The 23,368-nt window shown below is 72.8% G+C and carries 18 protein-coding genes; 10 read left to right on the top strand and 8 right to left on the bottom strand.

Annotated features, from left to right (window positions below; all coding sequences use genetic code 11):
* Nucleotides 1-17 precede the first annotated feature (17 nt).
* The 5 genes from DVA86_RS12490 to DVA86_RS12470 form a co-directional block, all read right to left on the bottom strand.
* Nucleotides 18-1,058 carry a ketoacyl-ACP synthase III family protein gene (locus tag DVA86_RS12490; RefSeq protein WP_208878171.1) on the bottom strand — a complete coding sequence of 347 codons (1,041 nt, stop codon included), beginning with the start codon at nt 1,056-1,058 and terminating at the stop codon, nt 18-20.
* A gap of 142 nt (nt 1,059-1,200) precedes the next feature.
* The gene (locus DVA86_RS12485) at nt 1,201-2,046 is read right to left on the bottom strand and encodes an ABC transporter permease (protein ID WP_208878170.1); all 846 of its coding nucleotides are present in this window, start codon (nt 2,044-2,046) and stop codon (nt 1,201-1,203) included.
* Nucleotides 2,046-2,960 carry an ABC transporter ATP-binding protein gene (locus DVA86_RS12480; RefSeq protein WP_208878168.1) on the bottom strand — a complete coding sequence of 305 codons (915 nt, stop codon included), beginning with the start codon at nt 2,958-2,960 and terminating at the stop codon, nt 2,046-2,048. The genes DVA86_RS12485 and DVA86_RS12480 overlap by 1 nt, the downstream gene beginning before the upstream one ends.
* Before the next feature lie 100 nt (nt 2,961-3,060).
* Nucleotides 3,061-5,613 (bottom strand): ABC transporter permease, encoded by a 2,553-nt coding sequence (locus DVA86_RS12475; protein ID WP_208878167.1) that lies wholly within the window; start codon nt 5,611-5,613, stop codon nt 3,061-3,063.
* Nucleotides 5,610-6,398 (bottom strand): ABC transporter ATP-binding protein, encoded by a 789-nt coding sequence (locus DVA86_RS12470; RefSeq protein WP_208878165.1) that lies wholly within the window; start codon nt 6,396-6,398, stop codon nt 5,610-5,612. Before DVA86_RS12470 ends, DVA86_RS12475 begins: the two co-directional genes overlap by 4 nt.
* Before the next feature lie 225 nt (nt 6,399-6,623).
* On the opposite strand from DVA86_RS12470, the gene DVA86_RS12465 reads away from it, so the two are divergent.
* Nucleotides 6,624-7,967 carry a sensor histidine kinase gene (locus DVA86_RS12465; protein ID WP_245996523.1) on the top strand — a complete coding sequence of 448 codons (1,344 nt, stop codon included), beginning with the start codon at nt 6,624-6,626 and terminating at the stop codon, nt 7,965-7,967.
* Nucleotides 7,968-7,999: 32 nt separating this feature from the next.
* Here DVA86_RS12465 and DVA86_RS12460 read toward each other — a convergent pair whose 3' ends face one another.
* Together DVA86_RS12460 and DVA86_RS12455 are read right to left on the bottom strand one after the other, a co-directional pair.
* Nucleotides 8,000-8,827, bottom strand: a complete 828-nt coding sequence (locus DVA86_RS12460) for an ABC transporter permease (protein ID WP_208878163.1) — start codon at nt 8,825-8,827, stop codon at nt 8,000-8,002.
* Nucleotides 8,827-9,843: an ATP-binding cassette domain-containing protein gene (locus DVA86_RS12455; RefSeq protein WP_208878161.1), complete on the bottom strand. Its 1,017-nt coding sequence runs from the start codon at nt 9,841-9,843 to the stop codon at nt 8,827-8,829. The genes DVA86_RS12460 and DVA86_RS12455 overlap by 1 nt, the downstream gene beginning before the upstream one ends.
* Nucleotides 9,844-10,093: 250 nt before the next feature.
* Here DVA86_RS12455 and DVA86_RS12450 point away from each other — a divergent pair, with 250 nt between their 5' ends.
* The 3 genes from DVA86_RS12450 to DVA86_RS12440 all read left to right on the top strand — a co-directional run bounded on the left by DVA86_RS12450 (nt 10,094) and on the right by DVA86_RS12440 (nt 15,966).
* A complete protein-coding gene (locus DVA86_RS12450) occupies nt 10,094-11,506 on the top strand; it encodes an NDP-hexose 2,3-dehydratase family protein (protein ID WP_245996521.1) in 1,413 nt (470 codons plus the stop codon).
* A gap of 18 nt (nt 11,507-11,524) precedes the next feature.
* The gene (locus DVA86_RS12445) at nt 11,525-12,544 is read left to right on the top strand and encodes a Gfo/Idh/MocA family protein (RefSeq protein WP_208878157.1); all 1,020 of its coding nucleotides are present in this window, start codon (nt 11,525-11,527) and stop codon (nt 12,542-12,544) included.
* 623 nt (nt 12,545-13,167) lie between these two features.
* A complete protein-coding gene (locus DVA86_RS12440; RefSeq protein WP_208878155.1) occupies nt 13,168-15,966 on the top strand; it encodes an AAA family ATPase in 2,799 nt (932 codons plus the stop codon).
* A gap of 171 nt (nt 15,967-16,137) precedes the next feature.
* On the opposite strand, the gene DVA86_RS12435 is transcribed toward DVA86_RS12440, so the two are convergent.
* Complete coding sequence (locus tag DVA86_RS12435; RefSeq protein ID WP_208878154.1) at nt 16,138-16,704, bottom strand: hypothetical protein; 567 nt, start codon at nt 16,702-16,704, stop codon at nt 16,138-16,140.
* 278 nt (nt 16,705-16,982) lie between these two features.
* Here DVA86_RS12435 and fmt point away from each other — a divergent pair, with 278 nt between their 5' ends.
* The 6 genes from fmt to DVA86_RS12405 all read left to right on the top strand — a co-directional run bounded on the left by fmt (nt 16,983) and on the right by DVA86_RS12405 (nt 23,278).
* Nucleotides 16,983-17,915 (top strand): methionyl-tRNA formyltransferase, encoded by a 933-nt coding sequence (fmt, locus tag DVA86_RS12430; RefSeq protein WP_208878152.1) that lies wholly within the window; start codon nt 16,983-16,985, stop codon nt 17,913-17,915.
* A 156-nt stretch (nt 17,916-18,071) separates the two neighbouring features.
* Nucleotides 18,072-19,487 (top strand): RsmB/NOP family class I SAM-dependent RNA methyltransferase, encoded by a 1,416-nt coding sequence (locus DVA86_RS12425; RefSeq protein ID WP_208878150.1) that lies wholly within the window; start codon nt 18,072-18,074, stop codon nt 19,485-19,487.
* Between the two features lie 118 nt (nt 19,488-19,605).
* Nucleotides 19,606-20,283, top strand: a complete 678-nt coding sequence (gene rpe / locus DVA86_RS12420) for a ribulose-phosphate 3-epimerase (RefSeq protein WP_208878148.1) — start codon at nt 19,606-19,608, stop codon at nt 20,281-20,283.
* A gap of 179 nt (nt 20,284-20,462) precedes the next feature.
* On the top strand, nt 20,463-21,458 hold the full coding sequence (locus tag DVA86_RS12415) for a sugar-binding transcriptional regulator (RefSeq protein WP_208878147.1): 996 nt from the start codon (nt 20,463-20,465) through the stop codon (nt 21,456-21,458).
* A gap of 134 nt (nt 21,459-21,592) precedes the next feature.
* Nucleotides 21,593-22,078, top strand: coding sequence for a cation:proton antiporter regulatory subunit (locus DVA86_RS12410; RefSeq protein WP_208878145.1), 486 nt, complete (start codon nt 21,593-21,595; stop codon nt 22,076-22,078).
* Nucleotides 22,079-22,096: 18 nt separating this feature from the next.
* Nucleotides 22,097-23,278 (top strand): cation:proton antiporter, encoded by a 1,182-nt coding sequence (locus DVA86_RS12405; RefSeq protein WP_425470978.1) that lies wholly within the window; start codon nt 22,097-22,099, stop codon nt 23,276-23,278.
* Nucleotides 23,279-23,368 lie beyond the last annotated feature (90 nt).

The following is a 23,368-nucleotide window of genomic DNA, read 5'->3' as shown; positions in this document are numbered from 1 at the left end:
CGCCCGCCGCGGTGTGCTCAGGCGGTCCACGGCGGCGGTTCGAGGATCTTCACCACGGCGCACGAGATGGTGATGCCGGGCCCTACGCCGACCAGCAGCATGTGGTCGCCCGGGCCCAACTCGCCCGCGGCGAGCAGGTGGTCGAGCGAGACGATCTGGTCGCTGGCGCCGAGATGGCCGACGGTGCGGCCGAACTCCCAGGTGGACTTGGACATCGGCAGACCGAGCGCCAGCATGCCGCGCTGCTCGACGATCTCCCGCGAGTAGTTCATGAACGCGGCCCGCGTGACGTCGGCGGTCCCGATCCCGGACTCGTCCAGGCACCGGTTGACGGCCTCGACCATCTTCTGGTGGACCGTCATCCACACCCTGGAGCCGACACCCTCGGCCATGGAACGGCGGTTGAAGTCCGCCGTACGGCCGCTGAAGTCCAGCCGCCGCCCCGCAGTGGGCCCCGGCGGGAACAACGGCTCGCCGCTGCGGTGCACCTCCTCGGCCTCCGGGACGGAGGCGGTGCACACGGACAGCAGCTGCGCGAAGCCCGGTTCGGTGGTGAGCAGGACGGCGCTGGCGGCGTCGCCCGCGATGTAGCCGGGGCCGAACCGCCACCGGTCGATCATCGGGGTGCCGAAGTTGTCGGTGGCCACCGCGAGCGCGGCGCGCATCGAGGGCGCGCGCAGATAGCTGGCGGCCAGCTCCAGCGCGCTGAACATCCCGTTGCAGCCGTGCCGGATCTCCACCGCCAGGGCGTCGCCGCCGACCAGATGGCGCTGCAGGTAGTACTGCGGCTGCCAGCCGTCGGGCCCCTGGTACCAGGAGTCGGCGTACAGCAGCAGGTCGATCTCGTCCGGGCGGTGACCGCACCGTTTGAACGCCTGCTGCGCGGCCCACAGGGCCATTTCGGGCGCCGGGGTGTCACCGGCGACGGCCGCTCCGGCCAGCTCGTGCAGTTCCACGTCCTCGGCGGGGTAGCGCCCCTCCGCGACGGCCTGCTCGACGCTCACCGTTTCCGGCAGAAACACCCCGAGCCCTTTGACGAATACGTCGGGTGTGCGCACGCGGCCTCCTCGATTGTCAGGCTGAAACGACCTTCTCCTGACGCACTTAAGGGGCCCTAACAGCAGGCCAAACCAGTCGGCAGCACGCTCCGGGACGGCTCGGACCGGAGCGCTGAGACCGCGAGGGCTCGGACCACGGGGCTCAGACGTCCCGGCGGCGGAACAGCACGTACGCCGCCGCCAGCACCGCCCCCACGCCCGCCGCCATCATTCCGAACGCGGCCCAGGCGGGTATGCCCAGTTCGATGTTCGTCGACATGATCATCATGCCCGACATGACCGGCCAGGCGCCCCGCGCCAGCGGCGGCAGCATCGGTCCCACCATGTACGGGATGATGACGGTCGCCACCACCAGCAGGATGATCGCGCCCGCGGTGGACCGGACCAGCAGCCCCAGCGCCAGCCCGAGCAGCGCCACCATCGACAGGTACAGCCCGGTGCCGATGACGGCCCGCAGCACGTGCGGCTGCCCGAGGGTGGCGTATGGCACGTCCATCCCCTTCAGCACCGGCTGGCTGATCAGGAACCCGGCGAAGCCGATGAGTTCGCCCGCCACCAGCGCCACCCCGCCGATCACCACGGCCTTGGCGGCCATCAGCCGGCCGCGCCGCGGCACCACGGTCAGACTCGTACGGATCATCCCGGTCGCGTACTCGCCGCTGCTGCTCAGCACGCCCAGCGCGCCGATTGCCAGCTGCGCGAACAGCGTGGCGCCCAGCAGCGAGGTCAGCGTCGGATCCCACTCCTCCTTCTCCGACGCGGACGAGCCGGCGTACCCCTCGCCCGTCCCGCTGGTGAAGAAGAACGCCATGGCCACGCCGAGGACGACGGCGCTCAGCAGCGTGTACGTGGACGAGCGCAGCGTACGGAGCTTCGTCCACTCCGAGTGCACCGCGTCCGCGAAGGTCGCCCGGTCGTCCAGCGGCACGTCGGCGGGCCCGGAGGCGGTGGCGGACCCGGACCCGGCGGCGGTGATCGGTGGGTTCATCACCCGGCTCCTTCGGTGACATGGAACTGGACGCTGTCGTGTGTCAGATTCATGAAGACCTCCTCGAGCGACGTGCGCTGCGGCGTGAGTTCGGAGAGCACGACGCCGTTGGCGGAGGCCACCTTCCAGATCTCGGTGCTGGCCATCCCGGAGACGCACAGCGCCCCCTCGGGCGCGAACCGTACGGTCGCCCCCAGGCCCGTCAGCCGCCGCGCGAACACGTCCGCGTGCTCCGTGTGGACGAGCACCTGCTGCCGCCCGGCGGACCGCATCAGCTCGTCCACGCCGGTGTCGGCGAGCAGCCGGCCGCGGCCGATGATGACCAAGTGGTCGGCGGTGAGGGCCATTTCGCTCATCAGATGGCTGGACACCAGCACCGTGCGGCCCTCGTCCGCCAGCTGCCGGATCAGGGCCCGTATCCACACGATGCCCTCCGGGTCCAGCCCGTTGACCGGCTCGTCGAAGATCAGGATCGCGGGGTCGCCGAGCAGCGCGGCGGCGATGCCGAGGCGCTGGAACATGCCCAGCGAGAACGTACGGACCCGGTGCCGCGCCACCTTGTCCAGCCCGACCTGCTGCAGCACCTCCGGCACCCGCCACGCGGGGATGCCGTTGCTGTGCGCCAGGCACAGCAGATGGTCGGCGGCCCTGCGGCTGCCGTGTACGGCGTGCGCGTCCAGCAGCGCGCCCACCTCGCGCATCGGCGCGGGCATGTCGCCGTACCGGCGGCCGCGGATGGTCGCGCTGCCGGCCGTCGCGGTGTCCAGCCCCAGCAGCACGCGCATCGTGGTGGTCTTGCCGGCGCCGTTGGGGCCCAGGAAGCCGGTGACCACCCCCGGCTGGACCGTGAACGTCAGATCGTCCACCGCCAGGGTCGGCCCGAAGGTCTTGGTGAGGCCCTTGACCTCGATCATCAGCGTCCTCCGCGTCGGTGGGGCGGCCTGGTGGGAGCGGTGGCGCGGCCCCGGCGCCGCCTTGGGGGAGAAGGAAGCGCCGGGGCCGCTGCTCGGTGGGCTACTCGTTGGTGGCGATGGCGTCCAGGACGTCCATGTTCGACGCCCGGCGGGCCGGCCAGAGCGCGGCGACGACGCCGATCAGCGCCGCGGTCAGGACGTACAGCCCCAGCTGGGCCACGGGGATGGACAGGACCTTCATCCCTTCCGCGGCCGCCGCGTTCTGGATGCTCCACGCGAGGACGACGCCGACCGCGAGGCCGAGCACCGCGCCGAAGGTGGAGATCACCACGGACTCGTAGCGGATCATCTGGCGGACCTGGCGCCGCTGCATGCCGATCGCCCGCAACAGCCCGATCTCCCGGGTCCGTTCGACTACCGACAGGGCGAGCGTGTTGAGGATGCCCAGCGCGGCGATCGTGATCGACAGCGCGAGCAGCACCAGGACCATCCGCAGCAGCAGGTCGATGCTGCTGGTGTACTGCTTCTTGATGGCGTCGCGGTTCTTCAGGTCCACGTTGGGCCACGGCTGCAGCGTGGTCTCCAGCGCCTTCTCGGTGGCCGCCGCGTCGGCTCCGGGGCTCTTGATGATGTCGACGGTGCCGATCTGGTCCGCAGAGTAGTGCTCCCGGTAGCTGTTCATGCCGAGGATCAGCGTCGGCACGGTCTCCAGCACCGTCTTGACGTCGGTGTAGATCCCGCCGATACGGAACGTGGCCGGTGAGCCGTCCTGGTACTCGCCCTCGAGCCGGTCACCGGTCTGCCAGCCCTGGTCCACCGCCGTCTGATGGCTGATCAGCAGCTCGTCGCGGCCGAGCGCGGTGTCGCCCGACTCCAGCTTCAGCTTGTACAGCTTCACCAGCTGCGCCGGGTCGCCCGCGGCGGCCTTGCTCACCTTGCCGTCCAGCCGGAAGCGGGCGTCCTGCGACGCCACGGCCTCCTCCACGCCGGGCGTACGGGCCAGCGCCCGCTGTACGTCGGCGCTCAGCGGCGACTGCGAACTCGGCGCGTCCACGCGGTAGTCCGAGGTGAGACCGCTGTCGATCTGCTTGTTCGTCGACGCGATCATCGACGACGCGATCACGCTGACCCCGCTGATCAGCGTCAGGCCGATCATCAGCGCCGAGGCCGTGGCGGCCGTACGGCGCGGGTTGCGCTGCGCGTTCTCCCGGCCGATCCGGCCGGTGGCGCCGAAGAGGCGCGCGAACGGCCAGCCGAGCGCGCGGGTCACCGGCTTGCTGATGATCGGGCTGAGCGTCGTGATGCCGATGAAGAACACGCCCGCGCCGCCGCCCGCCAGGGTCAGCGCCGCCGTACCCGTGCCCGTGAAGCCCACGGCCATGCCGACCGCGCCCGCCGCCATCGTCGCCGTGCCCGCGACGGCGCGGAACTTCAGCGACCGGTCGGTCGGCGCGAGCTCCGTACGCATCGCCGCGACCGGCGCCACCTTGGACGCCCGCCGCGCCGGCAGATAGGCGCCGACGAGCGTGACGAGCATCCCGACCGCGTACGACCACACCACGGCCGAGACCGGGAACGTCAGCTGGCTGGCGGGAATCCCCAGGTCCAGCGTGCTGAACAGCCACCGCAGGCCGAGGCCGAGGCCGCCGCCCAGCGCCAGCCCGAGCGTAGAGCCGACGAAGCCGATGCCGAGCGCCTCGCCCATCACCATCAGCGTGACCTGCGACCGCGAGGCGCCGACCGCGCGCAGCAGGGCCAGTTCGCGCATGCGCTGCGCGACCAGCATGGAGAAGGTGTTGAAGATGATGAACGAGCCGACGAAGACCGCCACCCCGGCGAAGACCAGGACGAAGTTCTGCAGCAGCCCGAGGATGTCCTTGACCGCCTCCGTCTTCTCGTCGATGGCCTTCTGCCCGGTGATCGCCTCGTAGCCGCCGGGCAGCGCCTTGGTCACCGTCTCGGTCAGCTCCGACTGGGACACGCCGTCCTCGGCGTGCAGGTCGATCTCCCGGTAGCTGTCCGGGCGTTCCATCAGCAGCCGCTGCGCGGTCTCGGGCTCGAACGCCGTCACCACCGTGCTGCTCAGGTCCTCCGACTCGCCGTACCGGAAGACGCCGGCGAGCGTGAACGTACGGGTGCCGTCCCCGAGCACGATCTTGATCTTGTCGCCGACCTCGTACCCGGTCTTCTTCGCCGTACGGGCGTCGATGGCGACCTCGCCGGCGGTCCGCGGTCCGCGGCCCTCCTTGAGGGACATCGGGGACACGTCGGCGTCGTCGTTCCAGTCCACACCGGTCTGCGGGGGCGAGCCGAAGACCTTGCCGCTCTTGTCGACGGGCGCGGCGTAGCCGTTGGCCACGCCGCGCGCCTTCTCGACACCGGGCAGATCGCGTACGGAGTCGAGAACCGAGCTGGGCACCGGTTTGTCGGGGGCGTCGGTGCCCAGCTCGGTGGCGAACGCCTGCTTCGTACGGACCACGGTGTCCGTGCCCTCGCCGATCTCGGCGAAGACCCCGCCGATGGACTTGTCCATCGTGGCGGAGAGGATCATCGTGCCGGAGACGAAGCCGACACTGAGAATGACCGCGAGCGAGGTGAGCCCCAGTCTCAGCTTGTGCGCGGCCAGCCCGCGGAGGGCGAGTTTGGCCATCATCGGGACGTGCCCCCCGACAGGTCGAAGCCCTTCATCTGCTCCAGGACGCGGTCGGCCGTCGGGTTGTACATCCGGTCGACGACCCTGCCGTCGGACAGGAACAGGACCTGGTCGGCGTACCCGGCGGCGTCCGGGGCGTGGGTCACCATGACGATGGTCTGGCCCAGGTCCCGTACGGAGTCGCGGAGGAACGACAAGACCTCGGAGCTGGAGCGCGAGTCGAGGTTCCCGGTCGGCTCGTCCGCGAAGATGATCTCCGGCCGGGAGGCGAGGGCCCGCGCGCAGGCCACCCGCTGCTGCTGGCCGCCCGACAGTTCGCCGGGCCGGTGCGACAGGCGCTGCCGCAGGCCCACGGTCTCGATGATCCGGTCCAGCCACTCCTGGTCCGGCTTGCGGCCCGCGATGTCCATCGGCAGCGTGATGTTCTCCAGCGCGCTGAGCGTCGGGATCAGGTTGAACGCCTGGAAGACGAAGCCCACCTTGTCCCGGCGCAGGCTGGTGAGGCGCTTGTCGTTCAGGGTGGACAGCGCGGCGTCGCCGATGTAGACCTCGCCGCCGCTGATCCGGTCCAGCCCGGCCATGCAGTGCATCAGCGTGGACTTGCCGGAACCGGAGGGCCCCATGATCGCGGTGAACCTGCCCCGCGGGATTTCGACGCTGACGCCGTCGAGCGCGGTGACCTTCGTGTCGCCGCTGCCGTAGACCTTGGAAACGTCCTCGGCCCGGGCGGCCGCGGCCGTCTCCGGCACGGAACGCGGTGGTGTTTCCGCGGGTGCTGTGCTCATCGGTGCTTCCTTTGCTGAAGGCTGACGAAAATGCCCATCGGGGCGTGCTGGACGCCTCGGGACAAATTCCAGCCGCCGGCGTACGGCGCCGGTAGCGAGCAAGGCAGGGGATGCGGTTGTCGAAGGTCGGGGCTGCGCGGAGCCGTATATGACTTTCGTAGGGTCTTGGTCCCGCGGTCCGGCGGCCGCCCTGGCGGAAACCGGCCCGCTGCGTACTGTGGGTGTGTGAAGCGCCCATACGGGAATCCGCGGTTCGAACCGTGGCGGGACGCCGTCTTCGACGCCGTCGTCGTGGTGACCACGCTGCTCATCGGCCTCGGTCTGGCACCGGCCTCCGGCTCGCCGCTGAAGCCGTTCGGCGGCGCGACTGCCGTGCTCCTCGGCGCGGTGGCGCTGCCCCTGTTCTGGCGGCGCCGCGCCCCGCTCGCCGTCGCCTGGATCGTCGCCGGCACGGCCGTCCTGGTCCCCGTGGCGGAACTCGTCGCGGAGGGCTCGGTCATGCGCGCGGGCGAGTCCGTCGACTTCGAGACGATGCTGATGTGGACGCCCGCCGCGCCGTTCGCCGCGTTCGCCGCGATGGCGTTCGCCGGGGACCGCCGGGCCCGCTGGCTGCCCGTGGCGGGCATGCTGCTGGGCGCGCTGCTCATGGGCTGGGCGCTGCCGCTGGGCCCCGGGATCTCCGCGGCCGAGGAGGAGAACGCCGGGCCGACCGGCGAAGTGGCCTTCCGCAGCCTCATGCTGATCGTCGTCGGCATGCTGCTCGGCATGTACGGCGCCGCACGCAAACGGGTGCTGCGCGCGCTCACCGAGCGGGCCGACCGCGCGGAGCGCGAGCGGTACATGCTCGCCGAGCAGGCCCGCGCCGAGGAACGCGCCCGGCTGGCCGCCGAGATGCACGACGTGGTGACCCACCGCGTCAGCCTGATGGTGCTCCAGGCGGGCGCGCTGCGCGTCACCTCGCAGGACGAGAGCGTGCACGCGGCGGCCGAGGCGCTGCGCGCGACCGGCTGCCAGGCTCTGGAGGAACTGCGGGACGTGGTCGGCCTGTTGCGCCGCGACGACGGTGCGGACGCGGACGCCGGGGCGGCGCCCGGCGCCCCGGACGCCGCCGGGGACGGCGGCGGCACCGGGGAACGGGCTTCCGTGCCGGGTCTGTCGGAGCTCATCGCGGAATCCGAGTCGGTAGGTGTGGCGGCGGAGTTGACCGAGGAGGGCGATCCGCCGCTGGCCTCACCGGTGATCGGCCGTACGGCGTACCGCATCGTGCAGGAGGCGCTGACGAACGTGCGCAAGCACGCGCCCGGCGCCCGCGTGGAGGTACGGGTGCGCTACCGCCCCGACGGCGTACGGCTCAGCGTGCGCAACTCCGCCACCGACCGGCCCGCCGACTCGCTGCTGTCCGCGGTCGGTTCGGGCATGGGCCTGACCGGGCTGCGGCAGCGCGTCGAGCTGATCGGCGGCACGCTGACCGCGGGCCCGGACGGCGGCGGCTTCCACGTACAGGCCGAACTGCCCGCGTACGTGCCCACGACGGCGGCACCGGCGGAGCCGGCGCCGCTGCGCGCGTGAGGCGTGGCGGCCGGGCGGGGGGTTACGGGGTGTCAGCGTCCCCGCAGCCGGTACGCCCGCACCGCCAGCGGTACGAACACCACCAGCAGCACCGCCGCCCACAGCAGGCTGGCCTCCACCGGGTGCTGGAGCGGCAGCGGGGCGTGCTCCGGCAGGTTGCCGGGGCTGCCGAACAGCTCGCGGCAGGCCTCGACGCCCGCGCTCACCGGATTCCAGTTCGCGATCGTCCGCAGCCAGGCCGGCATGTCGTCGGTGGGCACGAACGCGGTCGAGATGAGCGCCACCGGGAAGAAGAACGGCGCGAGCCGCCCGGCCATCTGCTCCGACCCGGCCACCAGCCCGATGTACACGCCGACCCAGCTCATCGCGTAGCGCAGCAGCATGATGATGCCGACCGCGGCCGCCGCGCGGATCATGCCCTCGTGCGGCTGCCAGCCGACGGCCAGCCCGCAGCCCACCATCAGCGACAGCGCGATGCTGCCGATCACGATGTCCGCGCCGGTCTGCCCGAACGGCACGGCGAGCCGTGACATCGGCATGGAGCGCAGCCGCTCCATGATGCCGCGCGCGTTGTCGGCGGCCACGTCGGTGGCGTTGGTGGACACGCTCGTGAACGACATCATCACGAACAGGCCCGGCATCAGGTACTCGCGGTAGTCACCGCCGCCGGGCACCTCCACGGCGCTGCCCAGCACGTAGCCGAGCAGCACCACCATGATCACCGGGAAGGCCAGCGCGGCGATCAGCACCTGCGGCCGGTGCCGCAGCTGCACCAGCGGCCGTACGGCGAGGGTCATCCCGTCCGTGAGCGTCCAGCGGACGCGGGAGAGGGGCGACAGGGGAACGGCGGGGGCCTCCATCAGACCGTCTCCTTCTCGTGGGTGCCGTGCGCCGCGAGGGCGCCGGCCTGGTCAGGGGTCTGGTCGGGGGCCTGCTCGGGGGCGGCGGTCCGCTTCGTCAGATGCAGGAACACCTCGTCGAGGGTCGGGCGGCGCAGCGCCACGTCGGCGGCGGCCGCGCCCGCCCGGTCCAGCTCCCGTACGACGTCCACCAGCGTGACCGCGCGGCCCACGATGGGCAGGCTGATGCGCTCGTCCGCCACCTTCGGTTCGCCCGTGCCCGCGAACTCGGCGAGCAGCTTCGCCGCGCGCTCCAGCCCCGAGGGGTCCTCCAGCACCACGTCGAGCCGGTCGCCGATGAGGGCCTTCAGCTCGTCCGGCGAACCGGAGGCGATGATGCGGCCGTGGTCGACCACGGCGATGTCGTCGGCCAACTGGTCGGCCTCGTCCAGGTACTGGGTGGTGAGCAGCACCGTCGTGCCCTCGGCGACCAGCTCCCTGACGGTGGCCCAGATCTCGCTCCGGCTGTGCGGGTCGAGCCCGGTCGTGGGCTCGTCGAGGAAGAGCACCTTGGGCGCGATGATCAGGCTCGTGATCAGGTCGAGGCGGCGGCGCATGCCTCCGGAGTACGTGCTGACCAGCCGGTCCGCGGCGTACTCCAGGCCGAACCGGTCCAGCAGCTCGTCCGCCCGCTGCCGGGAGGCGCGCCGCGACATGTGGTAGAGGCGGCCGAACATCCGCAGGTTGTCGCGGCCGGTCAACGCCTCGTCCAGGGCGGCGTACTGGCCCGCGAGACCGATCCGCGCCCGCACCTGGTAGGCCTCGCGCACGACGTCGTGTCCGTCGATCCGCGCCTGCCCCTCGTCGGGGTCGCAGAGCGTGGTGAGGATGCGGACGGCGGTGGTCTTGCCGGCGCCGTTGGGCCCGAGCAGGCCGCACACGCGGCCCACGGGCACCTGGAGGCTGAGCCCGTCGAGTGCGGGAGCTCCGTCGAATCGTTTGTACAGCCCCTCGGCCCATATCATCGCGTCATTCATTGATCCTCCGAGGAGATGTACGCCGATAATGTTCGTCAGGCTAAGTCGGGGGACTCGGAATTCGCAACAAGAACCGGCCCTGAATATCGGCTGGTTCGGCCGCTTGGGAGAGACTTTGGCGGCGCCTTACGGGGGCTTCAGAAGGCCGCCGTGTAATAGCGTTCAAAGACGCTGACGGAGGCGCCCGGTGACCAAGGAAAATGCCACCTCGCAAGCTGGCTCCGATGGGGAAATCGCCTCGGAGTTCACCTTGTCGGCGACTTCCGCGGGCCGCGAGGTGCGGCCGCTGTCCCACTTCCACGAGTGGTGGGCCGACCGGCACCGGAACGGGAACTTCGAGGTCACCCGGGTGCCGTTCGAGCAGCTGGACGACTGGCACTTCGAGTCCGGCACCGGCAACCTGCGGCACACCAGCGGCCGTTACTTCACGGTGGCCGGGCTGCGGGTGCGGGACGGCTCGGCCGGAACGCCCTGGGAACAGCCGGTGCTGAACCAGCCGGAAATTGGGATTCTGGGCATCCTGGCCAAGTATTTCAACGGCGTGCTGCATTTTCTGATGCAGGCCAAGATGGAGCCGGGAAACGTCAACTCGTTACAGCTCTCACCGACCGTGCAGGCCACCCGCAGCAACTACAGCCGGGTGCACCGCGGCGCGCACACCCGTTATCTGGAGTATTTCCGGGAGCCGCGCCAGGGCCGCGTACTGGTCGATGTGCTACAGTCCGAGCAGGGCGCCTGGTTCCTGGGCAAGCGGAACCGGAACATGGTTGTGCGGACGGACGGCGACGTCCCGGAGCACGAGGACTTCCACTGGCTCACGCTCCGTCAGCTGCGCGCCCTCCTCGGCGTCGACCACCTGGTGAGCATGGACGCCCGTACGGTGCTGGCCTCTCTCCCGCTGGCCCCGCCGCGCGCCTCACTCGCGCGGACCGGCGCCGCGCCCGGCACATCCGGAACGACCGCGCACCCGCGCCCGTTCACCGACGCGCTGCTGCGCTCGTACGAGCCGGAGCACGAGGGGGGCGGCGCGCTGCACACCCGCTACGAGCTGCTCAGCTGGTTCACCGAGCGGAAGACCGCGCTGGACTGGTCCGTCGACCTGATCCCGCTGGCCGACGTGCGGAACTGGCGCCGCGACGCCGACGAGATCGCCGACGACGAGCGCCGCGAGTTCCGCATCATGGCCGCCCGGGTACTGGCCGAGAACCGCGAGGTCAGCAAGTGGTCGCAGCCACTGCTCGCACCGCGCGGCGAGGCCGCTGCCGTCTTCCTCACCCGTACGATCCGCGGCGTGCTGCACGTACTCGTGCAGGCGATGCCGCAGCCGGGCCTGCGGGACCTGGTGGAGCTGGGCCCCACCGTGTACGTGCCACCCGGCGGCGACCCGGCCGCGGCCGCCGCCGGACTGCCGTTCGGCGGCGCGGCGACGGGCACCGATCCGGAACGGGTGCGCTTCGACACCACGCTGTCGGAGGAGGGCGGCAGGTTCTTCCACGCCCGTACGCGCTACCGCGTGGTCGAGGCCGGACCGGACTTCCCGGTCGAAGTCCCCGCCACGCACTGCTGGATGACCGTCCGCCAGCTCAACGACCTGGTGCAGCACGGTCATTACCTGAACATCGAGGCACGCAGCCTGCTGGCCTGCGTGCACAGTCTGTGGTGACGGGATGGTGCGTTGACGATGGGGCCGAGCCGGACGCCGCTGCGGATGGGGCTGCTGGGCTGCGCCGAGATCGCCTGGCGGAACGCGCTGCCCGCCATGGCCCGCGTGCCCGAGATGGAGCTGACCGCCTGCGCGAGCCGGGACCGGGCGAAAGCGGAACGGTTCGCGACGCGCTTCGGGGGCGTGCCCGTGGAGGGCTACGAGCGGCTGCTCGCCCGCACTGACATCGACGCCGTCTACATCCCGCTGCCCACCGGGCTGCACCACCGGTGGGCCCACCGCGCGCTCAGCGAGGGCAAGCACGTACTCGTCGAGAAGCCGCTGGCCGGCACCCTCGCGGAGGCCGAGGACCTGGTGAAGCTGGCCGCGCGGCGCGGGCTGTGGGCCGCCGAGAACTTCACCTTCGTCCACCACTCGCAGCACGCCTTCGTCCGCGAGCTGACAGCCGGCGGCGCCATCGGCCGGCCGAGGTCATTCAGCGCCGCGTACGGCATCCCGCCCCGCGAACCGGACGACATCCGGTACCGGGCGGACCTCGGCGGGGGCGCCCTGCTCGACCTCGGCTCGTATCTCGTACGGGCGGCCCGGCTGTTCCTCGGCGACGGCCTGCGCGTGCTGGGTTCCGTGCTCCGTACGGCCCCGGGTGAGGGCTCGGGTGGGGGCCCCGGAGACGGCGTCGACCTCGGTGGAAGCGCCCTGCTGTGCTCGGGCGAAGGTGTGCCCGCCGATCTGGCGTTCAGCTTCCAGACCTCCTACCGGTCCGCGTACACGGTGTGGGGCAGCTCCGGACGGCTCACGCTGGAAAGGGCGTTCAGCCCGCCGCCCACGCTGCGCACGGTCCTGCGGGTGGAACGGCAGGACCATGTCGAGGAGCTCACGCTGGCCGCCGACGACCAGTTCGCCAACGGCTTCCGGCGGTTCGCGGAGGCGGTGCGCGGCGGCGCGGACTTCGGGCCGCAGGGACAGGAGCTGCTCGAGCAGGCGGAGTTGCTGGACCACGTGCGCGACAGCGCTTGCCGGGTTCCGGCGCACGGCTAGCGCGGAGTTGCGGCCCGGCGAGTTACGGAGGCTTTTCATTCCCATTTGCAATGGATTTGCACCTGAAGCCTCAGGTCACGCCCGATGCATCACCGTGCGAAGGCGTGCCATCACGGATTGCGTATGGTCCGCGTCCCGTCCTTGTGGCAAGCTCAACACAGAGTGTCCTCAACGCCCTTCATTTCCGTGAGCAGTTGAGGACGGGGGGAGCCTGCGGGCCGCGGCCGTTAAAGGCATGAGTACGGGGGACCGCCGTGAGCGGGGGAGAAGATGTCCGGGGGAGAGCGGGCCAGTGGACGCCGGAACCGGCGCCGGATGCCGTGGTGGCTCCGGCGTGACCGGTGTGCGCGCCACAAGTGGCCGCGAGATTGTCGCGTACAGGTCAGGCCGCATGCCGGGCCGGCTGCCCGGTCCGGCATGCGCCGGGCGAGCGGCCCGCGCACGGCCCGCCGGACGCGGGGCCTGATCCCGCCCGTGTACCCAGGAGTCCGTTTCGCTGAGTGCTCGTGCGCGCCCGCGCACGCGGTGGCTCGCCCGGAATTCGTTCGGAGTACATCGACCACACCGGCAACCTTGCGGCCTGCGAAGGGATGTGTGAACTACGGGTGTGCCCCATAAGCTTGGTGGAACGCGCCGAAGAAATCTCATGCCTGGAACAGCTTTACGCCGAGTGCGCCCAGGGCCGGGGGAATATCGCGCTCATCAGCGGACCGGTCGCAGGCGGGAAGACCGCGCTCCTGCAGCGGTTCGCGGACCACGTGGAGTCTGTCGGCGGCGTTTTCCTCAAGGCCACCGCCTCCCTCGCGGAGTACGTCCTGCCGCTCGAGGTCGTAGGGCAGCTGACCGCCGCGGCCGGACTCCTCGCCGAACGCGGTGACGTCGCCGCGCCCCCGCCCGGCGCCCGCGCCGCCGCACCGCCGGCAGTGGAGTCCGTCGTGCAGTCCGTCCTCGGGGTGTCCGAGGAGACGGCCGAGCCCGATCCGCGCCGGCTCGGCAGAATCCTGTTCGGCCTCGCCGAACGCGGCCCGCTCGTGGTCGGCGTGGACGACGTCCACTACGCCGATCCCCGCTCCCTGCAGTGCCTCCTCTATCTCGCCCGCCGCCTGCCCTCCACCCGCGTGCTGCTCGTCCTCACCGAGGAGGCCCTGCTGCAGCGCGAGTACCCGCGGTTCCGCGCCGAGCTGTTCCGGCAGCCGCACTGCCACCACCTCAGACTCAAGCCGCTGTCCAAGTCAGGCGTGGCCGCCCTGCTCGCCGGCTATGTGGGCCGGTTCCGCTCCCGCCAACTGGCCACCGCCTGCCACCGGATCAGCGGCGGCAACCCGCTCCTCGCCCGCGCCCTCGCCGAGGACCACCTCAACGACGCCACCGAGAACGGCGAACTCACCCCCGGCCCCGCCTTCAGCCAGGCCGTGGCCACCTGCCTCTACCGCTGCGAACCCGCCATGCTGCGCACCGCCAAGGCGCTGGCCGTCGTCGGGGACTACGCGTCACCCGAGGTCCTCGGCGAAGTCGTCGCCCTCGACCCGGAGATGACCGAGCAGGCGCTCAGCGGCCTGAACGCCGTGGGCCTGCTCGACGGCGGCGGCTTCCGGCACCCGGCCGTCACCGCCGCCGTACGGCAGACCACCCGCGCCGGCGAGAACGCCGCGCTGCACGGCCGCGCCGCCCGCATCCTGCACGGCCACGGCGTCTCCGCCGCGCGCCTGGCCCCGCACCTCGTCGCCGCGGGCCGCGTCAGCGAGCCGTGGGGCGTACCGGTGCTCCGCGAGGCGGCGACCGAGGCGCTGGCCGGCGACCGCATCGGCTTCGCCGTCGACTGCCTGTCGGCCGCGGCGCGCGCGGCCACCGACGAGGACGAACAGACCGCGATCCGGATGGCGCTGGCCCGCGCCAAGTGGCGCGTGAACCCGCTGGCCGCCGCCCGGCACCTGCCGGAGCTGACGGCCGCGGCACGCGCCGGGCGGATGACACCGGACGACATGGCGACCCTGATCGGCCTGCTGGTCTGGCACGGGAGCAGCGACGAGGCCACGGCCGTACTCGAACTCCTCGACCAGCGCGAGCGCGCGGGCACGTGCGCGGAGACCGTCGAGGGCGCCGAACTGATCCGGCTGTGGCTCGGGTTCGCGCACGCCGGGCAGTTCGGCCGGGTCAGACCCGAGGTCGAAGCGGCGGAGGCGGCCCCCGCACCGGGCAGCCGGCCCACCCGGGCGGCGGCGCTGCTGAGCGCCGTGCTGACCCGCGGCGCCGACGAGGACACCGTGACCCGCGCCGAACAGATCCTCCAGGGCGCCCGGCTGGACGACGCCACGCTGCTCACCGAGGTCGCGACGCTCAGCGCGCTGATGTACGCGGACCGGCTGGACGAGGCCGGGCACTGGTGCGACACGCTGCTGCGCGAGGCAGGCAAGCGGGGCGCGCTGACGTGGCAGGCGTTCTTCGCGACCGTACGCGCCGACATCTCCGTACGGCAGGGCCGTATCGCCGCCGCCGAGGAGCCCGCGCACCTGGCGCTCAGCCTCATCTCACCCGGCAGCTGGGGCGTGGCGATCGGCGCGCCGATCGCCAACATGGTGCTCGTCACGACGGCACTCGGCCGGTACGACGAGGCCGCCGCGTATCTCAACATGCCGGTCCCCGAAGGGGCGTTCCAGAACGTCGCCGGACTGCGCTACCTCGCCGCGCGCGGCCGCTACTACATGGCCGTCGACCGCCCGCATGCCGCCCTCGACGACTTCTGGACCTGCGGCGACCTGATGCGCAAGTGGGGCGCCGACATCCCCACCGTGCTGCCCTGGCGGACCGACCTGGCCGGCGCCTGCCTGGCGCTGGGCAAGCGCGACCAGGCCCGTGACCTGGCGCTGGAGCAGCTGGCCCGGCTCGGCGCCGAGTACCCCTCCGTACGCGCCCAGTCCCTGCGCGTCCTGGCCCGCGCCGGCGACGCGGCGAAGGCACCGGCGCTGCTGCACGAGGCCGTCGAGAACCTGAGCAGCGCCGGCCAGGGCTACGAGCTGGCGCTGACCGTCGCCGAGCTCAGCCGCGCCTACCACGCGCTGCGCGACGAGACCCGCGCCCGCCTCCAGGCCCGCCGCGCCTACCGGATCGCCGAGGACTGCGACATGGAGCTGCCGCGCGGCATCCTGCCCCGCGAGATCGTCGGCGCGGCGCTGCCGTTCGACGGCGTCGGCACCCCCGTCGACGACCCGGTCAACGAGCTGAGCGACGCGGAGCTGCGGGTCGCCGCGCTCGCCTCGCAGGGGCACACGAACCGGCAGATCGCGAGCAAGCTGTTCGTCACCGTCAGCACGGTCGAGCAGCATCTGACCCGGGTGTACCGCAAGCTCAACGTGAGCCGGCGTACGGACCTGCCCCTCGAACTCCCCGTGCCGGGCGACGAGTCGGCGGCCGCGGGCGGCTGACGCGGGGGCAGCCCGCGTACGAGAGCAGCCCTGTACGAGAGCAGCCCTGTACGAGAGCAGACCGCGTACGAGAGCAGCCCCCGTACGGGCGCGGGCGCACCTCCGCCCGGCGTCCGGCCGGCCCTGGCGGGGCAGGCGGACACCGGGCGGGCGGCGACGGCTGCGGAGGGGTCAGCCGTTGCGAGGGCCAGGGAAGATCCCGGGCCGTGAGTCGTGCGGGGCGGCCGTGGCGGTGCGTCCCGGCACGGAGCGCGCCGCCGGGACGGCGGGCGCGGGTGGCGCGCCGGCGGGGCCCTCGTCCGGCCGCCCGGGGGCGTCACCGGAGCCGCCCGGGTGCTGGCCGCCCGGGTGCGCGCTCGGCACGTGCTGGTCCGCCGTGTGCTGGGCCGTGCCGCGCCGGGTGCCGTAACGGCGGTGCACCGCCTGCTTGGTGACACCGAGCGCCGAGCCCACCGCGTCCCAGGAGAAGCCCAGCGACCGGTCGAAGTCCACCGCGGCGGTCACCAGCGTCTCCACGCTGTCGCGCAGCTCCTGCGCGAGCCGCACGGTGGGCGCGGGCGCCCGGCCGTAGACGACGAAGCCCGCCGAAGGGCCGGTGCGCCGGGGGCGGTAGACGTTGCCGAGCTGCGCCGTCAGCGTGCGCAGGGCATCCACCTGCCGGCGGACCCGTTCGATGTCCCGCACCAGCAGATGCAGGCTGGCCCTCGCCTGGGCGTCGTTGGTTGCGTGGTCGGCCATGAACAAGCCTCTCGAACCGGCATGGAAAGGACAGATCAGGGATATACGGGTAACGACGGCCGCTGAGCGGCCCGTTGCGTCCCGTTCGGTCAATCCCTCTTGACCAACGTCGGAACGCCCGCTCTGGTCACGCACCGGGGGCGCATCGCACCCCGCGCGGGGCGCACGCGCCGGGACTGCGAGGGTGCGTGCGCCCCCTTCGAGCGGCGGGTCCGCTGACGGACCGTAGACTGAACCGCCGTCCGCCGCCGCCGTTCGCGAGAGGTTGCTCCCCACCGATGAGGCTCGTCTTCGCCGGGACCCCCGAGGTCGCCGTACCGTCCCTGGACGCCCTGCTCGCGTCGGAGCGGCACGAGGTGGCGGCCGTCGTCACCCGCCCCGACGCGCCCTCCGGGCGCGGCCGGCACCTGGTGGCCAGCCCGGTCGCGCAGCGCGCGCAGGAGGCCGGCATCGAGGTGCTGCGCCCGGACAGGCCCCGCGACCCGGACTTCCTCGCCCGGCTGCGCGAGATCGCCCCCGACTGCTGCCCGGTCGTCGCGTACGGCGCGCTGCTGCCCCGTACGGCGCTGGACATCCCCGTACACGGCTGGGTCAACCTGCACTTCTCGCTCCTCCCCGCCTGGCGCGGCGCCGCCCCCGTGCAGCACGCGGTGCTCGCGGGCGACGAGACGACCGGCGCCACCACCTTCCTGATCGAGGAGGGCATGGACTCCGGGCCGGTCTACGGCGTCATCACCGAGGACGTACGCCCCACCGACACCAGCGGCGACCTCCTCACCCGGCTGGCCTTCGCCGGCGCCGGGCTGCTCGCCGCGACCATGGACGGCATCGAGGACGGCACCCTGGAGGCCGTGCCGCAGGCCGCGGACGGAGTCAGTCTCGCCCCGAAGATCACCGTCGAGGACGCCCGCATCGCCTGGACGGACCCGGCACTCCGCGTCGACCGGCTCGTACGCGGCTGCTCGCCCGCCCCCGGCGCCTGGACGGTCTTCCGCGGCGAGCGCCTCAAGGTGCGCGCCGTGGCCCTCGACCCGGAGCGCACCGGGCAGGCGCCGGGCGAGCTGCACGTGGCGAAGAACTCCGTGCACGCCGGGACCGGTTCGCACGTCGTCGAGCTGCAGTGGGTGCAGCCCCAGGGCAAGAAGCCGATGCGGGCCGCGGACTGGGCGCGCGGGGTGCGGATCGAGAACGGCGAGCGGCTGGGCGAGTAGCCCCCGAGACGGCGCGGGCGGCGCGGGGACGCCCGGCCCGCGCCCCTCCCGTACCGCCTACGCTGGGACGCGAGCACATACGCCCTGGCGCGCACCCGCCACCGCGCCCCCGGGGTCGTCCCCCGACAGTCACCGCAGACCGGAGCACCTTCACCCGTGAGCACTCGGCCACGCCGTCCCGCCAAGCCCTACCGCCGCCCCCGCAAGGACCCCGTACGGATCCTCGCGTTCGAGGCGCTGCGGGCCGTCGACGAGCGGGACGCGTACGCCAACCTCGTGCTGCCGCCCCTGCTCGCCAAGGCCCGCGAGAAGGGCGAGCTGGACACCCGGGACGCGGCCCTCGCCACCGAGCTCGTCTACGGCACGCTGCGCTGGCAGGGCACGTACGACGCGATCATCGCCGACTGCGTGGACCGGCCGCTGCGCGAGGTCGACCCGCCCGTGCTCGACGTCCTCGCGCTCGGCGCGCACCAGCTGCTCGGCACCCGCATCCCCAGCCACGCAGGCGTCAGCGCGACGGTCGAGCTGGCACGGGTGGTGCTCGGGGACGGGCGCGCCAAGTTCGTCAACGCCGTCCTGCGGAAGATCACCGCCGACGGCATCGGCCTCGAAGGCTGGCTGGACCGCGTCGCGCCGCCGTACGAGGAGGACGCCGAGGAGCATCTCGGCGTCCGCCACGGCCACCCCCGCTGGATCGTCTCCGCCCTGTGGGACGCGCTCGGCGGCGGCCGCGCCGGCATGGAGGACCTGCTGACGGCGGACAACGAGCGCCCCGAGGTCACCCTCGTCGCACGCCCAGGCCGTGCCGGCACCGACGAGCTGCTGACCGGCGGCGGCGTGCCCGGACGCTGGTCGCCGTACGCCGTGCGGCTGGCCGAGGGCGGCGAACCGGGCGCGGTTGCCGCCGTACGGGAGGGCCGCGCCGGAGTGCAGGACGAGGGCAGCCAGCTGGTCGCGCTCGCCCTCGCCGACGCCCCGCTGGGGGACGGGCCCGACCGCCGCTGGCTGGACGGCTGCGCCGGACCCGGCGGCAAGGCCGCCCTGCTCGGCGCCCTCGCCGCGCAGCGCGGCGCCGCGCTGACCGCCGCGGAGAAGCAGCCGCACCGGGCCCGGCTGGTCGCCCGCGCGCTGGCGGGCAACCCCGGCCCGTACCAGGTCGTCGCCGCCGACGGCACCCGGCCCGCCTGGCGCCCCGGCACCTTCGACCGGGTGCTGGTCGACGTCCCGTGCACCGGGCTCGGCGCGCTGCGCCGCCGCCCCGAGGCGCGCTGGCGGCGCCGGCCCGAGGACCTGGACCGGTTCGCGCCGCTCCAGCGCGGGCTGCTCGAACGGGCCCTGGAGGCCGTACGCGTCGGCGGCGTCGTCGGCTACGTGACGTGCTCCCCGCATCTCGCCGAGACCCGCGCCGTCGTGGACGACGTACGCAAGCGGCACCCCGGCGCCGAACTCCTCGACGCGCGGCCCCTGTTGCCGGACATGCCCGCACTCGGCGACGGGCCGGACGTACAGCTGTGGCCGCACCTGCACGGCACCGACGCGATGTACCTCGCGCTGCTGCGCCGCACCGCCTGACCCGCGCGCCCCCGCCCCGTACGCGCCCGCGCCCTCCCGCACGCGCGCCAGCGGACGTCCGTACGCGCGCCCGCACCCCGGCCCGCCGCGCGCCCCGCGCGGACGACATACTGGAGGCATGCCCGCGCAGATCAGCCCCAGCATCCTGTCCGCCGACTTCGCCCGGCTCGCCGAGGAGGCCCGTGCCGTGGACGGCGCCGACTGGCTGCACGTCGACGTCATGGACAACCACTTCGTCCCCAACCTCACCCTGGGCGCCCCGGTCGTCGAAGCGCTCTCCCGCGCGACGGCCACCCCGCTGGACTGCCACCTGATGATCGAGGACCCGGACCGCTGGGCACCCCGGTACGTCGAGGCCGGGGCAGGATCGGTGACCTTCCACGTGGAGGCCGCGGCGGCGCCCGTACGGCTCGCCCGCGAGATCCGCGCCAAGGGCGCGCGGGCGTCGATGGCGCTCAAGCCCGGCACCCCCGTCGAGCCGTACGAGGACCTGCTGCCCGAGCTCGACATGCTGCTCGTGATGACGGTGGAACCGGGCTTCGGCGGGCAGGCGTTCCTGGACATCATGCTGCCGAAGATCCGCCGGACCCGGCAGCTCATCGACAAGCACGGACTGGAGATGTGGCTCCAGGTGGACGGCGGCGTCTCCGCCGAGACCGTCGAACGCTGCGCCGAGGCCGGCGCGGACGTCTTCGTGGCGGGCTCCGCGGTGTACGGCGCCGACGACCCGGCCGCGGCCGTGCGTGCCCTGCGCGGTCAGGCCGAGGAGGCCGCGCACCGTACGGGCGTGAACTGATCCCCAGCCGTGGCCGGAATCCGTCGGAACGGGGGCCGCACGTACGGGAAACCCTTGAATGCCCTGTGCATCGGACCGATCAAGGCGCCCCGGATCTGCGAGGATGAACACGCGGCGCAAAAGCGCCTGTACGGCTGAACAGTGAGGTGAATGCGGTGTCGACGGGTCGAGCCACAAGAATGGGACCCGCCGAGCTCATGCAGGCTGCGGCGATGGCCCGCCGTTTCTACCTCGAGGGCAAATCGAAGATCCAGATCGCCGACGAGTTCGGGGTCAGCCGCTTCAAGGTGGCCCGCGTGCTGGAGACCGCGCTGGAACGGGACCTCGTACGGATCGAGATCCGCGTCCCCGCCGAGCTGGACGCGGACCGCTCCGACGCGCTGCGCGCGCGGTACGGCCTGCGGCACGTCGTGGTCGTCGAGTCCCCGACCGAGGTCGCGGACGCCGACGACGCCGCCGCCGACCCCGAGAACCTCGGCGAGGTCGCCGCCGACCTGCTCGGCGAGCTGGTCACTGACGGGGACGTGCTCGGGCTGGCCTGGGGCCGGTCCACCATCCACATGGCGGCCGCGCTGCGCCAGCTGCCGCCGTGCACCGTCGTGCAGCTCACCGGCGTGTACGACGCCGGGACTGCCGACCGCGGCTCCGTCGAGGCGGTCCGCCGCGCGGCCGAGGTCGCCGGGGGAGAGGCGCACCCGATCTACGCCCCGATGCTGCTGCCGGACTCCGCCACCGCGGCGGCGCTCCGCAGCCAGACAGGCATCGCGCGAGCCTTCGAGTACTTCGACAAGGTGACCGTCGCGGCCGTGTCGATCGGCTCCTGGGAGCCGGGCATCTCCACGGTCCACGACATGCTCAGCGACGAGGAGCGGGACCACTACTCCTCGCTGGGCGTCGCCGCCGAGATGTCCGCGCACCTCTTCGACGCCGAGGGCCGCCGTATCGGCCGCGACCTCGGCGAGCGGTGCATCACGGTCGAGGCCGAACGGCTGCGCCGGGTGCCGGAGGTCGTCGCCATCGCGGGCGGGCTGCGGAAGGCCGCCGCGATCGACGCCGTCCTCCGTTCCGGGCTGGTGACCAGCCTCGTCACGGACACGGCGGCGGCGGACCAGCTGCTCGAGACGCTCCCCGGGCCACGCCCGGCGCTCGACCGCGCGGACCCCGACGGGCGCTAGGCTCGGCAGCGGCAGGCGGCCGGGAATGCCCGGTCGGCCCGGATCGTTCCCCGGACCGCCGGTGCTCACAGGGCGCCCCGGAGGTCCGGTCTTCCGGGCGGCCCGCCGGCCGCAGTCCGCGAGGAGAGAGAGCCATGACCACCCGTAAGACCTCGCTGCCGGGTGTGGGCGTGCAGTACGACATCGCCACCCGCGCCGACGACAGCCGCCACATCTCGGTGGTCGTGCACCAGGACGGCCGCCGCTTCCTCGGCTTCTACGACCCCGAGGACCCCGACGCCTGCCAGGCCACCGTCGCGCTCGACCCGGACGAGGCCGCCGCGCTCGCGGAGCTGGTGGCGCCCGGCGACACCACGTCGCGCTGGGGCGGCGACGAGATCGACCTCGACCTGGTCACCGAGCGCATCGCCGTCAGCGCCCGCTCCCCGTACCGCTGCCGGCCGCTGGGTGACACCCAGGCCCGCAGCCGTACGGGCGCCTCGATCGTGGCGGTGCTCCGGCGCACCGGCGCGTACCCCTCGCCGGCACCCGACTTCCGGCTGGAGGCCGGCGACACCCTGGTGGTGGTCGGCACCCGCGAGGGCGTCGACGATCTGACGCAGCTCATCGCCGAGTCCTGAGGCCGCCGCGTGCACGACATGGCCGTCATGCTCATCGAGCTCGGCGCGGTCATCCTCGGCCTCGGTATCGTCGGCCGGTTCGCCGGGCGCATCGGGATGTCGCCGATCCCGCTGTATCTCGCGGGCGGGCTCGCGTTCGGCAACGGCGGCCTCTTCCAACTGTCCACCAGCGAGGAGTTCTTCGAGGTCGGCGCCGAGATCGGGGTCATCCTGCTGCTGCTCATGCTCGGGCTGGAGTACAGCGCGACGGAGCTGTTCAGCAGCCTTCGCACCCAGTACCCGGTCGGCGTCCTCGACTTCCTCCTCAACGCCACCCCCGGGGCCATCGCCGCGCTGCTCCTCGGCTGGGGCCCCGCGGCTGTCCTGGCGCTGGCCGGAGTCACCTGGATCTCGTCCTCCGGCGTCATCGCCAAGGTCCTCACCGACCTCGGCCGCCTCGGCAACCGCGAGACCCCCGTCGTGCTCGGCATCCTCGTGCTCGAGGACCTCTCGATGGCGGTCTACCTCCCGCTGCTCACCGCCGTACTCGCCGGCGCGGGGCTGGCGGGCGGCAGCGTCACGCTGCTGATCGCGGTCGGCACGGTCGGTCTCGTGCTGTACGTCGCGCTGCGGCACGGCCGGGTGATCAGCCGTGTCGTCGGCACCGACAACCCCGAGATGCTGCTGCTCGTGGTGCTCGGGCTGACCCTGCTGGTGGCCGGGGTCGCGCAGCGGTTCCAGGTGTCGGCGGCCGTCGGCGCGTTCCTTGTCGGCATCGCGCTGTCCGGGGAGACCGCCGAGAACGCGCGGAACCTGATGGCGCCGCTGCGCGATCTCTTCGCCGCGGTCTTCTTCGTCTTCTTCGGCCTGTCCACGGTGCCCGCCGAGATCCCGCCGGTGCTGCTGCCCGCGGCGCTGCTGGCCGTCGTCACGGCCCTCACGAAGGTCGCCACCGGCTGGTACGCGGCCCGGCGCGCGGGCATCGGCACGAAGGGCCGCTGGCGTGCGGGGGGTGACCTCGTGGCCCGCGGCGAGTTCTCCATCGTGATCGCAGGGCTGGCGGCCGGTACGGACACCCGTATCGGGCCGCTGGCCACCGCGTACGTGCTCCTGCTCGTCGTCCTCGGCCCGCTGGCCGCGCGGTGGGCGGAGCCCGCGGCGGGGGCGGTGCGGCGCCGTCTCGGCCGGCGCTCGCCCCATTCAGCCCCGTCCGCCTCTTGAGGACGGCCCTGGCCCAATCCAGCCCGTCCGCTTGCTGGGGGCGGCGCTCCGCCACATCAAGCCCGTCCGGCGATTGAGGACGAACCCCGG

The organism is Streptomyces armeniacus (assembly GCF_003355155.1).
GTDB lineage: Bacteria > Actinomycetota > Actinomycetes > Streptomycetales > Streptomycetaceae > Streptomyces > Streptomyces armeniacus.
Note: the sequence above shows the minus strand (reverse complement) of the source record. Positions and strands in the feature narration are given on the sequence as shown.

Coding starts and splice junctions, on each gene's coding strand:
- DVA86_RS12485 (WP_208878170.1), bottom strand. CDS start 2,046: ATGAACCCACCGATCACCGCCGCCGGGTCCGGGTCCGCCACCGCCTCC.
- DVA86_RS12480 (WP_208878168.1), bottom strand. CDS start 2,960: ATGATCGAGGTCAAGGGCCTCACCAAGACCTTCGGGCCGACCCTGGCG.
- DVA86_RS12475 (WP_208878167.1), bottom strand. CDS start 5,613: ATGATGGCCAAACTCGCCCTCCGCGGGCTGGCCGCGCACAAGCTGAGA.
- DVA86_RS12470 (WP_208878165.1), bottom strand. CDS start 6,398: ATGAGCACAGCACCCGCGGAAACACCACCGCGTTCCGTGCCGGAGACG.
- DVA86_RS12460 (WP_208878163.1), bottom strand. CDS start 8,827: ATGGAGGCCCCCGCCGTTCCCCTGTCGCCCCTCTCCCGCGTCCGCTGG.
- DVA86_RS12455 (WP_208878161.1), bottom strand. CDS start 9,843: ATGAATGACGCGATGATATGGGCCGAGGGGCTGTACAAACGATTCGAC.
- DVA86_RS12445 (WP_208878157.1), top strand. CDS start 11,525: ATGGGGCCGAGCCGGACGCCGCTGCGGATGGGGCTGCTGGGCTGCGCC.
- DVA86_RS12435 (WP_208878154.1), bottom strand. CDS start 16,704: ATGGCCGACCACGCAACCAACGACGCCCAGGCGAGGGCCAGCCTGCAT.
- fmt (WP_208878152.1), top strand. CDS start 16,983: ATGAGGCTCGTCTTCGCCGGGACCCCCGAGGTCGCCGTACCGTCCCTG.
- rpe (WP_208878148.1), top strand. CDS start 19,606: ATGCCCGCGCAGATCAGCCCCAGCATCCTGTCCGCCGACTTCGCCCGG.
- DVA86_RS12415 (WP_208878147.1), top strand. CDS start 20,463: ATGGGACCCGCCGAGCTCATGCAGGCTGCGGCGATGGCCCGCCGTTTC.
- DVA86_RS12410 (WP_208878145.1), top strand. CDS start 21,593: ATGACCACCCGTAAGACCTCGCTGCCGGGTGTGGGCGTGCAGTACGAC.
- DVA86_RS12405 (WP_425470978.1), top strand. CDS start 22,097: ATGGCCGTCATGCTCATCGAGCTCGGCGCGGTCATCCTCGGCCTCGGT.